A 14,832-nucleotide genomic window follows, 5' to 3' on the forward strand; every position below is an offset into this window, starting at 1 on the left:
GCTCGGGGAAATAGCTTGTTCCATCCCCCGAGAACACGGCACCGAAGCCGCAATCGGGATCGAGATGGGTCGGGCCTTCGTCTCGGGAGAGCGCCAGGGCCCCGGCATCCACGAGAAGCTCGTTTCGATCGGGATAGTGCCCGAGCACGGTGACGAGAACGGAAAAGGCAGTGTCGTCGAGCTGGCAGCTTCCGAGCGCGGCCTGGAAACGGTCGTAGAACACGTAGTTGCCCGGCCTCGCCTCGGTGACACCGTCGAGGGAGTCGCCGAGGGAAACGGTCGGTGTGGATCCGACGCTCAACTCCGGAGGCTCTACGCCTTGGGCACGGAGTTTGTCGGCGAAGCTCGAAAGCGTACTCCGTTCCTGTCCGGCGACGACTCTCACCTCGTCTGGGGTTCTGCAGTGATAGGAGTGGCCAGCATGAGTCAAGAGCCCCCGGAAATCGAGGTGGGGAGAGCGGGCGATCCGAAGCGCGAGTATGACACTCTCTTCGCGTTCGGGGTCGACTCCCGCCCGATGATAGCCGCAATCCACTTTGAGAAAGACCCGGAGGCGGGTTCGCTTGGCGCGAGCGACGCTTTCCATAGCGCCGAGAGTCGCTTCGTGATCCAGGAGAAGGTTCAGCGCGTCGAGCGAGCGGGCAAGCTCGACCGCCTCCTCCAGACGATTCGTCGCGATGGGCACGGCGTAGGTGATGTCGCGAAATCCCGCTTTGGCGAAGAACCGAGCCTCGGCCAGCGTCGATACGGTGATGCCCCCGAAGTGACCTCGTACCTGCAGACGGGCGGCTTCGACGCACTTGTGCGTCTTCACATGGGGACGGAGACGCGCTCCCATCTCCTGGACGCGCTTGGCGATCCGTGCCGTGTTGGCTTCCAGCCGGTCCGCATGGACCAAGGCCGCTGGTGTCTTCAGATCGTTCCAGTGCATGGCTGGCTACCTAGAGTGCTCAATGCCGTGGCGGGACCCGTAATCGATCGTGCCGCCACGGCTCGGGCTGCTTACGGCGCGGCGAGCGCGCCGGGCTCGCTCCGCTCGGTCAGGGTGGGCTGAGTCTTTCATCACCCTGCCAGCATAGCCGATTCTCCGCTCGGTCTTTCGCTTCGCTCGAGAGGTTTGATTAAATGCTCCCATGTCCGGGGAACGAGAAAGCCTGGTGAAGGAGCAGCTCGAAAAGCTGAATGCTCGCGAGTCGGGGCTGGCGCTCTTGCGGGAGAACAACCGCTTCTACAGGAAATCGCTCGAAGGGATCGTGCTTCCCATTTCGTCGCTCGATGTGCTCTTCTCCCTTCCTTTCACGACGAAGGACGACCTCGTTCACGATCAGCTCGCAAATCCTCCACACGGCACGAATCTCACCTATCCCGAAACTGCCTATACCCGTATCCACGCCACTTCGGGCACCACGGGAACGCGCCTGAAGGTGCTCGACACCCCCGAGAGCTGGGGCTGGTTCGTGGGTTGCTGGGAGAAGATCTATCGCGCGATCGGCATCGGCGCCGAGGACCGAGTCTTCGTCGCATTCGGCTTCGGTCCGTTCATCGGCTTCTGGGCGGGTTTCGAAGCCGCGCAACGTCTTGGAGCTCTGGCGATCCCCGCGGGAGGTATGAGCTCGGTGCAGCGACTCGATTGGCTGCTCGAAAGCCGAGCGACGGTGCTCCTGTCGACGCCCACCTACGCGCTTCGGCTGGCCGAGGTGGCACGCGAGAACGGCCTGGACCTCGCCACGAGCTCGGTGAGGACGACGCTCCACGCTGGAGAGCCCGGTGCCAGCATCCCGCCGACGAAGAAACGGATCGAGGCAGCGTTTGGCGCCCGCGCCTGGGATCACGCCGGCATGACCGAAGTCGGCGCCTGGGGGTACGAATGTCCCGCCGGCGAGGGACTCCATCCCCTGGAAACGGACTTCGTGACCGAAGTGCTGGAGCCGGGCGGGGAGAAATGCGTCGCCGACGGAAGTCTGGGCGAGCTCGTGCTGACGAATCTTGGGCGGTGGGCGACGCCGGTAATCCGATATCGAACCGGTGACCTCGTGCGGTTTCGATCCGAGCCTAGTCTCTGCACGTGCGGCAGTCCATTTCTGCGCTTCCCCGGAGGCGTGCTCGGGCGGGTCGATGACATGATCCAGGTTCGTGGCGTAAACGTATACCCCGGAGCCGTCGAGGCCATCGTTCGCGAAGAACCAGCGGTCGTCGAGTATCAGGTCGAGGTATTTCGCGTGCGAGAAATGTGGGAGATGCGGGTACAGATCGAGCTCACCACGGAAGAGGTTGGCCAAGTCGTGAGAAGCCGGCTCGCACGCAGCTTCGAGAGTCGGCTCGGCATTCGGACCGAGGTTGTACTCGCCACGCCCCAGAGCCTGCCGCGATTCGAGCTGAAGGCGCGACGTTTCCAAATCATCTCTTGAGTGAGACGTTTCAAAATTTGATGTCACACTGTGGGGTAAACCCCACTCTACTTCGACGTACCTCTCTGTGCCGTGGCCTTAAGCAACACGAATCATTTGACTTAACGCCATGCTCCCGAGGTGGATGAAAATGGAACGGTTCTTGAAGCTCGAAAAGACGAGGAGAAACGTGCTATGCCAGCGGTGCAAGCGCATATCGTCGACGTTTTTCAGCAGTATTCGAGACTCTATGAGTTGCGTAACCGGTCGGGAGGGCAGCTGAGTCCCGAGTTCCACAAGGAATGGGTGGAAGTTACTTTCACGCTCGAGAGCATCTTCTCGGGTCTGTACCGGCCCGACCCGGCGGATCCCGAGATGAAGAACCCAACCGGGAACGAGCTTCGAAAGAAGATCCCCGTCAACTTCCTTCGAGTTCCCACGGACGCCGATGTGCTGTGCGAGACCGAAGACAATTTTTTCTCCGGCAAGCTGCAGGACATCAGTGTGGGGGGTGCTTACGTTCACTCACCCATTCCCTTCTCCGTCGATCTGCCCGTCCGCCTCACGTTCTGCACGTTTCGCGATCGGGTGCCGCTCGAGATCGATGCTCGCATCGCGTGGAACAATCCGGGTAGCGTGCGCAAGCAGACCCTGCCCGAGGGGGCCGGTCTCCAGTTCACGCGCTTCGACACGAAGTGCCGCGGTCAGCTCCAAGACTACATTTACGAGCTCGTCGAAGACACCCTAGCGCGCGCCAATCTAATCTGACGAAACGACCTGCTACAATACACGGGACATGATCCTGGGGCTCTCTCCTCCGTTCCGGGTGGTCCGTGGGTAGCGAGTCAGCCAAGGCCGCGTTTCACGACTGGATGTCCGCGGCGATCGAACAGGCGAAGAAGTCGTGGAGCGAAGGGGGGATTCCCATCGGGTCGGTGCTCGTTTCTCCTTCGGGAGAGATCGTGGCCCGCGGGCACAACGAGAGGGTTCAGCGAGGGGACCCAACCGCTCACGCGGAGATGGTCGCGATCCAAAGGGCCGGCCGACGCCGTGACTGGCCCGAGTTGACGCTCGTCTCGACGCTGAGCCCCTGCTCGATGTGCTCGGGAACGGCGATCTTGTTTCGCATTCCCACGGTCGTGATCGGGGAGAACCGTACCTTTCAGGGCGCGGAGGACTGGATGCGTCGGCACGGCATCACGCTCCACGTTCTCGACGACGAGCGCGCCGTGGCGCTGATGGAGCGGCTCCAGCGCGAGAAGCCCGACTTATGGGCCGAGGATATCGGGCTCCCCTAAGACCATCTCCCTTTTTCCAGGAAGGTCCCAGGCGCACTCGACTTCTGCGGCGCCCATGCCGTCATGGCTCCCGGGTCGATCAAAGTGCTGCTTACGGAAGACAGGCTCTATCCGTAGCGGTAATGACGTAGTCCCGCTCGACGCGGAAAGGATCCGGCCCGAGCCCGAAGACCTCGACCTCGTTGACCGCGTTTCCGTTGCGGTCGACGACGACCCGCTCGCCTGTCGACGTTTCGAGCCGGCGTTGGCCGTCATCGTAGCTCAGCGAGACCGCGGCGCTCAGCTCTCCCGCCCGAATCTCGCCCTGGGTGGGGCGGCCTTGGGCGTCCCACTGGGTGTAGCGGGTGTCATCGAGCTCGAACGTGCCCGAACTGTTGCTGCTCGTCCGCACCCGCCGGGTTAGCCGTCGTTGCCCGTCGTACTCGTAAGAACGTACCGTGGTCGTGAACGAACCGAGCAGAGCCCCGGCCGTCGTTCGGCGGCTTTCTACCGTCAACCGATTCGCCACCGCCGCCTCGGCAATGAAATCGGCTAGATTCGCATACTCCCAGTGGCGGCTCAGCGTTCCGGCGGCGCAGCTCAAGGTGACGCGCGCACCCGTCTCGAGCTGGCAGGTGAAGGGGATACCGTTCTCCTCGAAACCGAGCGGATAGGTGCGGCAGGTTGGCGTCTCCTCGGTGGGGGACGATCCGCCACAGGAGAGAGCTCCAATCGATGCGAAAACGACCAGAACCCGAACCGAGGTCATGCGTTTGCTCCATTCTCTCGCATCGCCGCCTGTTTGCCTGCACCCACCCGGGCATCATAGTCGGAGTCGTCGACGCTCGATTCCGGCGAAAAGCTCGAGAGGCTCCTTCCCTCTTTAAGTGTTCAATTCCGTGGCGGGACCTGTGTTCGAGCCGCCACGGCTCGGGCTGCGCGGCAGGCGCGCCCGGCTCCCGCCTGCGCCCTTCGGGCTTCGGCGTGGCCCTGATTGCTCGCGAGTGCGTTTCGTGGCATTCTCCGCGCCGGCTTCGTGTTGCTGTCGGCAATTGAAGTTGTGGTCCGAGGACATTGGAGAATGGCGAATCCCTACATCACGCCCGCTCTGTTCAGGTTCTTTCGAGAGCTGGACAAGAACAACAATCGTGATTGGTTTCAAAAGAACAAATCTCGTTACGAACGCACGGTCCGAGATCCTCTACTCGCTTTCGTATCCGATTTCGCTCCGAGGCTCAAACGCATCAGTCCCTATCTTGTCGCCGACTCAAGACCCAACGGAGGCGCGCTTTTCCGGATTTACCGCGACGTGCGCTTCTCGAAGGACAAGACGCCGTACAAGACGCACGCTGGCCTGCGCTTCCCGCACGAAGACGGGCGCAACGTGCACGCGCCCGGCTACTACCTTCATCTCGAGCCGGGCTCGGTCTTCGCCGGTGGCGGTATCTGGCATCCGGACGGGGCGGTGCTTCGTCAAGTCCGAAACGCCATCGTCGCGGATCCCAAGGGATGGAAGCGAGCGACCTCGAGGTGCACGCTCGGAGGCGATTCATTACGCAAGCCCCCGCGGGGTTACGATCCGGAGCATCCTCTGATTTCGGACTTGAAACGCAAGGACTTCGTCGCATACAGACTCTTCACCGAGCGCGAAGCTTGCGATGGGAGCTTCCCGCGCCAGTTCGCCGACGCGTGCAGAACGATGAAGCCGCTCATGGCGTTTCTGACCCGGGCGGTGGGCGCGGACTTGTGAGCGGCTCTCAGCGCAGACCGTTTCGCGCGAGCAGTCGATGGAAATGAGCTCGGTTGACTCCGGCCCTGCGGGCAGCGTCGCTCACGTTGCCGCCACTCTGCTCCAGCAGTCCTTCCAGGTATCGTCGCTCGAATGTTCCGACCCATCGTCGCCTCGCCGCGGCGAGCGGCTCGCCCAAATCCAACTCCGGTAGGACCTCGGACCGGGCCTCCTCGACCCTGGGTCCCATACGGCCGAAGAGCAGGCACCTCTCGATGTGATTTCGCAGCTCACGGACGTTGCCAGGCCAGGTGTGTCTCGCGAGCTCGTCGAGAAACGTCTCGCTCAACACTTCCTCGCTAAAACGCGAGCTCTGCGAGCCGAGATCGTCGAGAAGGTGCGCCACGAGCAAGGGAATGTCCTCCCGTCGCTCGCGAAGAGGAGGCAGCTCGACCTCGGCTACAGCGAGACGATAGTAGAGGTCGGAGCGAAAGGAGCGCGCATTCACCTCTTCGAGCAAATTCCTGTTGGTGGCGGCGATGATCCGGACGTCAGTGGCAATCGATCCACTGCCACCCAGTCGGCGAATCTCTCGCCGCTCGAGCGCGCGAAGAAGTTTGGGCTGCAGATCCAGGCTCAGCTCTCCGATCTCATCGAGAAAGAGCGTTCCTCCCGAGGCCCGCTCGAACGCCCCTTTGTGCTCTCGCTCCGCTCCGGTGAAAGCCCCTCGCTCGTGGCCGAAGAGCTCGCTCTCGAGAAGAGTTCCGGGAATCGCGCCGCAGTCCACGACGACGAAGGGGCCGTCACGACGAGAGCTGACGATGTGCACCGACTCTGCCGCCACGTCCTTTCCCGTCCCGGTCTCCCCCGTCAGCAAGAGCGTCGAATCGCTCGCGGCCACCCGAGACAAGGCCGCGAAGACCGCTCTCATGGCCTCGGACTCACCGACCAGCGCGCCGAACTGGCTCTCGGCCGACAGGGGTATCGAGACTTGTCCCGAGCCCCGACGAAAACGCAGGACACATCGGCCCAACCCGATGGTGGCTTTTTCCTCGAGGTAGGCCGCGATCACGCGGGTGCCGTTCACGTACGTGCCGTTCAGACTATTCAGGTCCTGGATTACGATCCGTTCGCCCTCGACACGAAACTCGCAGTGAAACCGCGAGACGGTGGGATCGGCCAGCACCAGATCGGAGGAGCGGTCCTTTCCCAGGATGGTCCGCTGCCCCTTCGATTCGAATATCATCCCGGCCGCGGGACCGTCCACGACCTCGACGGAGAACTGCCGCACGAGCGACTCCTCACCTCCATCGGACGAGAGCCTGACGGTGGAGCCCTCTTCGTCGCGCTCCACCGGGGGTGTGTCTTTTTCCGGCATCTTCGTCAGAGACTGCGTTCGAGGAAATCGACGAGCCCGCTGGCGATTGCGGGCTTCCCGACGAACCGGGCGGGCTCCCCGACATTCGATACGATGTGAGCCACCTGCTCGCCCGAGGGACCCGTCTCTTCGCCACGGTTTGCGACGACCGCGAGATGGCCTTTCTCACATCGCAGCCGCGCGATTCTCATCAGCTCACCGTGGGAGACATTCTCCTCATACTTGAAGGATACCATCGGCAGTTCAGGAAAATCTTTCCGCACCCGATCGATCACTTTCTCGGTGGGCTCGAGCTGCAGGGCTTTGAGGGTTCCGCCAGAAGGTATCTTTCCCTTTGCGACTTCACTTGGACGGTAATCGGCGACGGCAGCGGAGAAGATTCCGGCAGCGTATCTCGTGACCGAGAGCGCGCTCATGACGGCATCGCGATACTCTTCGAAGCTTCCCACGTTCGTCGTTTCGATGTATTCGGGCGGCACGAGACCGCTCGTACCGAGAATGAAGCGAACGTCGGCGCCCCTCAGCGTGAGCTCGTCGGCAATCGCGGCTCCCAGTTTCCCGGTGAAACGGTTGGTTATGCGGCGAACGCTATCGATGATCGTTGGGGTCGGACCGCCGGTAACGAGGAATCTGCGGCCTTTCAGGGGCGATTCGCTGAGCGCGGCGCAGACTTCGGCGACGAGCCAAGGCGTGTCGGGAATGTTGTGCTTCCCGTAGTCGTCTCTAGGGGGAATGATCCGAACTCCCATGCGCTCGAGTGCGGCGAGCGACTGGGTCAGGATGCTCGTGTGCATATCGCCATGCATCGTCGGGGCCACGAGCACGCGGGTTTCGCCTCGCTCCATCCGGCCTAGCGCCGCGGCCAGGGTAGCCGTCAGCACGTTGTCGGCAACACCCTGAGCCATCTTGTTGACGGAGTTGTAGGTCGCGGGAGCGAGGAGATAACCGGCGAAGCGCTTCTCGTCGCTCAGATGCTCCGACGAGGGAGTCAGGCGCGTCACGACGGGGTTCGTCGTCGACCACTCGAGAGCGTCCTCGGTCGTGTAACGAAGCGCCTCTTTCGAGCAGTAGGCGACGACATCGGCGCCTTGCCGCCTGAGTGCTCTGGCGATGAAAGGAGCCTTGATGGCGGCGATTCCGCCCGAGACGAGTAAAGCGATTCGCTTTCCCTGGAGATGGCGGCCCACGCTAGGGACGTCGTGATCCCCCATCTCCGACCGCCGAGGGGGGGTCATGGCCCAGCGTTTCATGCGGAATCTCCCGCCGACGTCAAAGGAAAGACGCCGATACAATGCTCTTGGACGATCTCACCCCGTATCACGTGGCGCTGAATGATTTCCTCGAGCACCGGGGGATCGCAGGCTGCGTACCAGCTTCCCTCGGGATAGACGACCGCGATTGGCCCGCCCTCACATATACGCAAACAGTTCGCTTTCGTCCTGGCACAGCCGCCAGCTTCGGAAAGTCCGAGCTCTCGGAGCCGGCTCTTCAAGTAGTCCCAGGCCACCAGGGACCGGTCGCGGTCGCAGCACTTTGGCTTCGTTTGATCGCAACACAGGAAAACGTGTCGACGGGAACGGGGAAGACCCACCGACTCGGCGGCTTTGATCTGTTTCTCACGCGTGCTCGTCATCGTCGGAACCCGACTGCCCACCTCATGAAGGGCACGAAGCTTCGACGAAGCCGCGGCCCACCGCAATCATCTCACGAACGCCGCGACCGGCGGTCCATCGCCACACCCGATGCCGTCGGTTGCGTCCAGAGCGAAACGAGTCAGGCGAACTTTCTCACGAGTCCCACGACGACCCCACGCAGGTTGACGAGCTCCGGCTTCACGACGATGGGCTCGAAGCGTGGATTGGCTGGCCTGAGCTCGATGCTATCTCCCTGACGATAGAAGCGCTTGACGGTCGCTTCTCCATCAACCAGCGCAACGACCGTTTGCCCAGGATCCGCAGTGTCTCGACTCTGCACTACGAGTACGTCTCCGTCGAGGATGCCGTCCTCGACCATGCTGTTCCCGCTGACGCGCAGAGCGAAGTGCTCTCCATGCCTCAAGAGAGATTCGGGAACCGGGATCGAGTCCTGGGTTTCCGAAGCCTCCAGAGGTCGGCCGGCCACGACCGTGCCTAGAAGGGGCAGGCTCACCGCTGTCGGATCCTCCTCGCGCTTGACGATGACGAGAGCTCGCTTCTGGTTCTTCCACGGAGACTTGATGTAGCCCTTCCGGTGAAGCTGGAGAAGGTGCTTCCTTGCCGAGTTCAACGAAGCGAAGCCGAACTTGCGGCGAATCTCTTCGTAGGACGGCGGCATTCCGTTCTCGCGACGATATTCCTTGAGGAACTCGTAAATGGCCCTTTGCTTCTTGGTCAAATCCATCACGAACGGATTCTAGGTGAAAGTAGAGTATATTGCAAGTATTACTCAGGGCGAGAGCAGGTAGAGTGAATGTGAATCCTTGATGGAAGGAACGGGACTCAGGCAGGGTATCTACGATCGTGATGGACATGCGATCGGCCCTTCAGGATCCTCGCAACTACCAGATATTCACCCTCGCGTTCCTGCTGCTCTGGGGCCTGGTGGCCCTGGATTTCGACATCCCGGCGGCCACGGCAGGTGTCATCGTGCTGAGCACGCTCGCCACGCAATGCGCGTGCGCCCGAATCGTCGGCCTGCCCCGCTTCGATCCCAAGAGCGCCCTCATCTCGGCCTTGTCGCTATGCTTGCTGCTGCGGACGAATTCGATCGCAATCGCGGCCCTCGTCGCGATCCTGACCATCGCGAGCAAATTCGTCTTGAGGTGGCGCGGGCGTCACGTCTTCAATCCGACGAACTTCGGCATCGCCGCTGCCATGGTCTCCACGGGATCGGCCTGGGTATCGCCGGGACAGTGGGGTAGCGAAGCATATTTCTCGTTCCTTCTCGCGTGCCTCGGCGGTCTCGTGCTCTATCGTGCGGCGCGGAGCGATGTGACGTATGCCTTCATTGGTTTTTACGCTGCCATCGTTTTCGGCCGTGCGCTATGGCTCGGCGACCCGATGGCGATTCCGCTTCACCAACTCGAGAACGGTGCTTTCCTGCTCTTCGCGTTCTTCATGATCTCCGACCCCAAGACTACGCCCGATTCGCGTGCCGGACGCATCCTCTTTGCGCTCGTCGTCGCGCTCGGTGCCGGGTTCGTCCATTTCGTTCTCTTCCGCACCAACGGTCTCATCTGGTCCCTGGTCGTCTTCTCCCCGACCACCATCCTGTGGAATCGGCTCTTTCCCGGCGATCGCTACGAATGGAGAAAGCCAGCCTCGATTCCGCTTTCCGAAAGGAGCTTCGCATGAAACGGTGGCTCGCCATCTCCGGTGTGGGACTCGTTCTCACCCTGTCACTCACCCACCCCTCGGTACTCGGTTTTTGTGGCTTCTACGTGGCCAAAGCCGACGCGAGGCTGTTCAACCGGGCATCCCAGGTCGTGCTCGTTCGGCACGATGACAAGACGGTTATTACGATGGTCAACGACTTTCGCGGCGACCCGAAGGAGTTCGCGGTGGTCGTCCCGGTTCCGACTTTCATCGAGCGAGAGCAAATCCACGTAACCGACAAGGCCCTGGTCGACCACCTCGACGCTTACACCTCTCCCCGACTGGTCGAGTACTTCGACGCCGATCCCTGCCGCCCCGTCGTCTACGAGGAATTTGCGGCCTTGCCCTCGGCCGCCCCCGCCGAAGGGGACGCCGCACGAAGCAGCCGCGCCAGGGCCCTGGGCGTCACGATCGAGGCGGCTTATACCGTCGGCGAGTACGACATCTTGATCCTGTCGGCGGAGCAATCGGATGGGCTCGAGACCTGGCTGACCGAGAACGGCTACAGGATGCCGCCGGGCGCGTCACGAGTTCTGTCGAGCTACATCAAGCAGAACATGCGTTTCTTCGTCGCCCGAGTGAACCTCGAGGAGCAGTCGAAGCTCGGCTACAGCACGCTGCGCCCCCTCCAGGTCGCCTTCGAGTCTCCCAAGTTCATGCTGCCGATACGCCTCGGCACGGTCAATGCCGACGGGCCCCAGGATCTCCTCGTCTATACATTGACCCGAACGGGCCGTGTCGAGACCGCCAACTACCGCACGATCAAGCTCCCCACCGGCGTAGAAATTCCCGTGTACGTCAAGGGGGAGTTCGGCGACTTCTACAAATCGATGTTCGATGTGCAGGTCGCGAAGGAGAACATGAGGAGCGTGTTCCTCGAGTACGCGTGGGATATGGCGTGGTGCGATCCGTGCGCCGCGGATCCGCTCTCAGCCGACGAGCTCAGGGAGCTCGGAGTATTCTGGCTCGGCGACGGCCCCGATGTCGCTCGGCCCCGAGTCCCCTCTCCTGCGGTCGATGTCTTCGTGACGAGACTGCACCTGCGCTACGATGGCGAGCATTTCCCCGAGGATCTCGTCCTCCAGGAGACCGCGGATCGCGAGAACTTTCAAGGTCGTTACGTGCTCCGCCATCCTTACGCGGGAGATCTCACGTGCGAGGCGGGCATGGCCTACAGCCGGAGTCTCGTCGAGCGTCATGAACGTGAAGCGCAGAACCTCGCCTCTCTGACGGGCTGGGACATTACCGAGATCCGGAAGAAGATGGATCTCGATGACGATCCGCCCGCCCGGAAGAGCTGGTGGGAGCGCCTCTGGAAAAAGAGCGGCCTCTGAGCGGGGCCACTCCTTCGCGGCCGGCTGAGATTCCGATGCGATTTATAATGGAAGCACCAAGATGCACCGAATCCAGCCGGCTCGCTTCCGGGAGGGGGTTTCTGCCGACGCCATCGATCCGCTGAGGGCTTCCAACCAGATCGGGGAACGATCGGCACGGATCGAGGGCACGGCTCTCATCTTCTGGGATCCCGAGCGTCCGGGAGAGAAGCGGGACGCAATCGACACCGACCAGATTACTCCGGCCACGGACTGCGTGTCCGAGAGCCTCGAGGCCCTCGACGAAAAGTGGAAAGAGGGGGCGTTCCGCTATCTCATGCCGGATTTCCGTGAACGCGTCCATTCCGGCGAGACGTTCCTCGTCGCCGGCGACCGATTCGCCATCGGCTCCTCCCGCGAAATGAGCCCGGCGGGCCTCAAGGCCGTGGCCGAGGAAGTCGGCCTCGAGTTGGTGGTCGTTTGCGGAAAGGACATGGGCGACATCTTCCGGCGAAACGCTTTTAATCTCGGACTGGAAGTGGTGCAATGTCCCGAAGCGGTTCGCGAAGCGCGCGATGGAGACCGCTTTTCGTTCGAGCGGGACGCGCGCAAGCTAACGAACGAGACTCTGGGAAAGGCTTACACCCCTCTTCCTCTGACGGCGAAAGAAGACGAGATCCGCCGCTCCGGTGGGATCTTTGCCGTCGGCCGGCGGGAGTTTCCCAAATCGTTGAGAGCCGAGCCTTCGATTGAGTGGCCCGACGACCGGATTGCTCGGGGTCTCACCACCACCGAACAGATCGTCTGGGCCCATCGTGTCGACAAGGCGGCCGACGTCGTGCCCGGCTCCACCGTCGCCGTCTACGCCGACCTGCTTCCCGCTTCGGACGGTACGGCCCCTTTCGCCATTCACACGTTCAACCAGATCACCGGCGGCAGGACGATTCATCCTCGACAGGCAGCCATCGCCAATGACCATTTCGTTTTCACCCGCAAGAGCTCCGACGAAAAGCAGACGGCGATTGGGCGTGAGTTCGCGAAGCTCCACGATATGGAGAAGCCCTACTACGCAACGCCAGGCGATGGCATCTTTCACTTCTATTTTCCCGAGCAAGGCCTGATCTTGCCCGGACAGTTCGTTCCCGGAGCGGACTCACACTCTCGCGCCTACGGAGCTTACGGCGCCATCGGGATCGGCGTCGGCTCGACGACCATTGGCTTCGGCTGGTCTACCGGCTACGTCTACTTCACGCTGGCCTCGGCGCGACGCGTCGTCTTCCAGGGTGCGCTGCAACCCTGGGTCAGCGGCAAAGATATCGTGCTCGCTCTGCTCGCCCGCTGGGGCTCGGGGCAATCGCAGGGAATGTCCGTCGAGTTCGTGGATGAGAACCGTGCCCTGCCGATGGCCTACCGGAACACCATTTGTAACATGATGGCCGAGGGTGAGGCACAAAACGGCATCTTCGCGCCCGACGAGATCACCTACGCCTGGTACCGGGGCAAGGGGATGGTCGATCTTCCCTATCCACGCATCACCCCCGGCGCTGGGGCACGCTACTCGATCGACGAGGTCTTCGATCTCACGGCAGTGCGCCCGATGATCGCCAAGCCGTACTCACCCGCGAACGCCTTTCCGGCGGAGGACGTGTCCGCGGAGAAGATCCGATTCGACAAAGCCTATATCGGCTCATGTACCAACGGAAGCTACGCGGACTTGCTTCAGGCGGCGCTCGTGCTCAAGGCGGCCCGCGAGCAGGGTCACGAGACAGCGAAGCGGGACTTCGTGATCTTTCCCGGCTCGGGAGGCGTCAAACGAGAGATCGAACGACCGGAGTCGCGACTCGGCGGCGAGTCGATCGGCTCCGTCTTGCGCGCCGCCGGCGGACAAATCCGCGATTCCTGGTGCGGGCCGTGTTTCGGCCAGGGTCCCGACTCGCTCCAGAAGGGAGAAACCGCAATCACGACCTTCAACCGGAACTGGCAGAACCGAATGGGTGTCGGGGGGCTCGGTTATCTGGCGAGCCCCGCCGTGGTCGCGGCTTCCGCACTCGTCGGGTACATGGCACCACCCAGCGAGCTCGGTCTGGTGTGGGATCCTGAAGAGTTCGGCGCGTGAGCCGCTCGTTCATTCCTCGTGAGTTCCAGCTCGATCTTCCGGTCTCCGACCTGATCAAAGAAGAGCTCCCCTCCGAGGAGGCGGTTCTCATGGACGTCCTCTTCGTCGGAGGTGGGCCAGCAGGTCTCGCGGGCGCAATCGAGCTAGCACGGCTCGTGAAGCGCGATGGCGAGCTCGGCCACGTCGAGATAGGCGTTCTGGAGAAATCCGAAGAGCTCGGCCAGCACTGCCTCTCGGGCGCGGTAGTCAACCCGGTGGGATTTCGCGAGCTTTTTCCGGAGCTCTCGGACCAGGATTTTCCGTTCCGCACCCCGGTGAAATCGGAGCGCGTGTACCTACTGACCGAAGGAGGGTCGTTTCGCCTGCCGACGCCTCCCACCATGCAAAACCACGGGAACTACGTCGGTTCGATATCGGAGATGGTGCGCTGGCTGGGGAAGAAAGCGGAAGAGCTGGGCGTCAATCTGTTTGCGGGATTCCCCGCGGACGCGCTGCTCCTCGACAAAGACCGAGTGGTCGGCGTGCGAACGACACCTTCCGGCTTGACGAAAGAAGGCAGGCCGAGCTCGAGCTACGTACCGCCCACGGACGTGGCCGCCAGGGTTACCGTCCTATCGGAGGGAACGCGCGGCCCTCTCGCGCAGGCCTATCTGGCGCGAAACGGCATTCGGTCGCCCAACCCACAGATCTATGCGCTCGGCGTAAAAGAGCTGTGGCAAGTGAAGAAGCCCCTCGACGCTGTCATCCATACCCTCGGCTGGCCGCTCCCCCGCTCCGCTTTTGGAGGAACGTTCCTCTACCCTATGGCTCCCGACCTCATCGCGATGGGGATCGTCGTCGGTCTCGATTACCAGGAGTCCTCACTCGACGCACACGGACTCTTGCAGAGAATGAAGACTCATCCTCTCTTTCGGCCCTATCTCGAGGGCGGCGAGATGCTCGAGTGGGGTGCGAAGACGATTCCCGAGGGCGGATACTATTCGATTCCGGAGAGACTTCATGGCCACGGGCTGCTCGTGGTCGGAGACACGGCCGGGTTCGTCGACGTGCCCTCGCTCAAAGGGATCCACTATGCGATGAAATCGGGAATCCTTGCGGCCCGCGCCATTTTCGACGCCCTAAAGCAGGACGACACTTCAGAATCCTGCCTCGAAGGATACGACCGCGAGGTCCGGAAGAGCTTCATCCAGGACGATCTCCACCGCACCCGGAACATGCGCCTAGCTTTCAAATCGGGCTTCTACGTGGGTGGTCTGAAGGCGGCTCTCATGAGCGTGAC

General features: G+C 62.2%; 14 protein-coding genes. 8 read left to right on the forward strand and 6 right to left on the reverse strand.

Annotated features, from left to right (window positions below):
- Positions 1-931: alanine racemase (locus VEK15_03460; protein ID HXV59725.1), on the reverse strand; the 931-nt coding region annotated here is incomplete at its 3' end.
- Positions 932-1,133: 202 nt separating this feature from the next.
- Between VEK15_03460 and VEK15_03465 the strand changes: the two genes are divergently transcribed.
- From VEK15_03465 to VEK15_03475, 3 genes are all read left to right on the forward strand, one after another.
- Positions 1,134-2,408 (forward strand): phenylacetate--CoA ligase family protein, encoded by a 1,275-nt coding sequence (locus VEK15_03465; GenBank protein HXV59726.1) that lies wholly within the window; start codon positions 1,134-1,136, stop codon positions 2,406-2,408.
- A gap of 174 nt (positions 2,409-2,582) precedes the next feature.
- Positions 2,583-3,155, forward strand: coding sequence for a PilZ domain-containing protein (locus VEK15_03470; protein ID HXV59727.1), 573 nt, complete (start codon positions 2,583-2,585; stop codon positions 3,153-3,155).
- A 65-nt stretch (positions 3,156-3,220) separates the two neighbouring features.
- Positions 3,221-3,685, forward strand: a complete 465-nt coding sequence (locus tag VEK15_03475; protein HXV59728.1) for a nucleoside deaminase — start codon at positions 3,221-3,223, stop codon at positions 3,683-3,685.
- A 91-nt stretch (positions 3,686-3,776) separates the two neighbouring features.
- Here VEK15_03475 and VEK15_03480 read toward each other — a convergent pair whose 3' ends face one another.
- Complete coding sequence (locus VEK15_03480) at positions 3,777-4,433, reverse strand: hypothetical protein (protein ID HXV59729.1); 657 nt, start codon at positions 4,431-4,433, stop codon at positions 3,777-3,779.
- A 312-nt stretch (positions 4,434-4,745) separates the two neighbouring features.
- Between VEK15_03480 and VEK15_03485 the strand changes: the two genes are divergently transcribed.
- On the forward strand, positions 4,746-5,414 hold the full coding sequence (locus VEK15_03485; protein ID HXV59730.1) for a DUF2461 domain-containing protein: 669 nt from the start codon (positions 4,746-4,748) through the stop codon (positions 5,412-5,414).
- Between the two features lie 7 nt (positions 5,415-5,421).
- Here VEK15_03485 and VEK15_03490 read toward each other — a convergent pair whose 3' ends face one another.
- From VEK15_03490 to lexA, 4 genes are all read right to left on the reverse strand, one after another.
- On the reverse strand, positions 5,422-6,771 hold the full coding sequence (locus tag VEK15_03490; GenBank protein ID HXV59731.1) for a sigma 54-interacting transcriptional regulator: 1,350 nt from the start codon (positions 6,769-6,771) through the stop codon (positions 5,422-5,424).
- A 5-nt stretch (positions 6,772-6,776) separates the two neighbouring features.
- A complete protein-coding gene (locus VEK15_03495; GenBank protein HXV59732.1) occupies positions 6,777-8,021 on the reverse strand; it encodes a phosphopantothenoylcysteine decarboxylase in 1,245 nt (414 codons plus the stop codon).
- Complete coding sequence (locus VEK15_03500) at positions 8,018-8,404, reverse strand: (2Fe-2S) ferredoxin domain-containing protein (protein ID HXV59733.1); 387 nt, start codon at positions 8,402-8,404, stop codon at positions 8,018-8,020. Before VEK15_03500 ends, VEK15_03495 begins: the two co-directional genes overlap by 4 nt.
- Before the next feature lie 140 nt (positions 8,405-8,544).
- A complete protein-coding gene (lexA, locus tag VEK15_03505) occupies positions 8,545-9,150 on the reverse strand; it encodes a transcriptional repressor LexA (GenBank protein ID HXV59734.1) in 606 nt (201 codons plus the stop codon).
- A gap of 122 nt (positions 9,151-9,272) precedes the next feature.
- Between lexA and VEK15_03510 the strand changes: the two genes are divergently transcribed.
- The 4 genes from VEK15_03510 to VEK15_03525 form a co-directional block, all read left to right on the forward strand.
- Positions 9,273-10,103 (forward strand): RnfABCDGE type electron transport complex subunit D, encoded by an 831-nt coding sequence (locus VEK15_03510; protein HXV59735.1) that lies wholly within the window; start codon positions 9,273-9,275, stop codon positions 10,101-10,103.
- A complete protein-coding gene (locus VEK15_03515) occupies positions 10,100-11,458 on the forward strand; it encodes a DUF2330 domain-containing protein (protein HXV59736.1) in 1,359 nt (452 codons plus the stop codon). Before VEK15_03510 ends, VEK15_03515 begins: the two co-directional genes overlap by 4 nt.
- A gap of 61 nt (positions 11,459-11,519) precedes the next feature.
- On the forward strand, positions 11,520-13,553 hold the full coding sequence (locus VEK15_03520; GenBank protein HXV59737.1) for an aconitase family protein: 2,034 nt from the start codon (positions 11,520-11,522) through the stop codon (positions 13,551-13,553).
- The coding region (locus VEK15_03525; protein ID HXV59738.1) for an NAD(P)/FAD-dependent oxidoreductase at positions 13,550-14,832 on the forward strand (1,283 nt) is incomplete at its 3' end. The genes VEK15_03520 and VEK15_03525, both read left to right, overlap by 4 nt.

Source organism: Vicinamibacteria bacterium (assembly GCA_035620555.1).
Lineage (GTDB): Bacteria > Acidobacteriota > Vicinamibacteria > Marinacidobacterales > SMYC01 > DASPGQ01.

Bases quoted from the DNA above. Each gene is read 5' to 3' on its own strand.
- VEK15_03465 (HXV59726.1), top strand. From the start codon at position 1,134: ATGTCCGGGGAACGAGAAAGCCTGGTGAAGGAGCAGCTCGAAAAGCTG.
- VEK15_03470 (HXV59727.1), top strand. From the start codon at position 2,583: ATGCCAGCGGTGCAAGCGCATATCGTCGACGTTTTTCAGCAGTATTCG.
- VEK15_03480 (HXV59729.1), bottom strand. From the start codon at position 4,433: ATGACCTCGGTTCGGGTTCTGGTCGTTTTCGCATCGATTGGAGCTCTC.
- VEK15_03485 (HXV59730.1), top strand. From the start codon at position 4,746: ATGGCGAATCCCTACATCACGCCCGCTCTGTTCAGGTTCTTTCGAGAG.
- VEK15_03490 (HXV59731.1), bottom strand. From the start codon at position 6,771: ATGCCGGAAAAAGACACACCCCCGGTGGAGCGCGACGAAGAGGGCTCC.
- VEK15_03495 (HXV59732.1), bottom strand. From the start codon at position 8,021: ATGAAACGCTGGGCCATGACCCCCCCTCGGCGGTCGGAGATGGGGGAT.
- VEK15_03500 (HXV59733.1), bottom strand. From the start codon at position 8,404: ATGACGAGCACGCGTGAGAAACAGATCAAAGCCGCCGAGTCGGTGGGT.
- lexA (HXV59734.1), bottom strand. From the start codon at position 9,150: ATGGATTTGACCAAGAAGCAAAGGGCCATTTACGAGTTCCTCAAGGAA.
- VEK15_03510 (HXV59735.1), top strand. From the start codon at position 9,273: ATGGACATGCGATCGGCCCTTCAGGATCCTCGCAACTACCAGATATTC.
- VEK15_03515 (HXV59736.1), top strand. From the start codon at position 10,100: ATGAAACGGTGGCTCGCCATCTCCGGTGTGGGACTCGTTCTCACCCTG.
- VEK15_03520 (HXV59737.1), top strand. From the start codon at position 11,520: ATGCACCGAATCCAGCCGGCTCGCTTCCGGGAGGGGGTTTCTGCCGAC.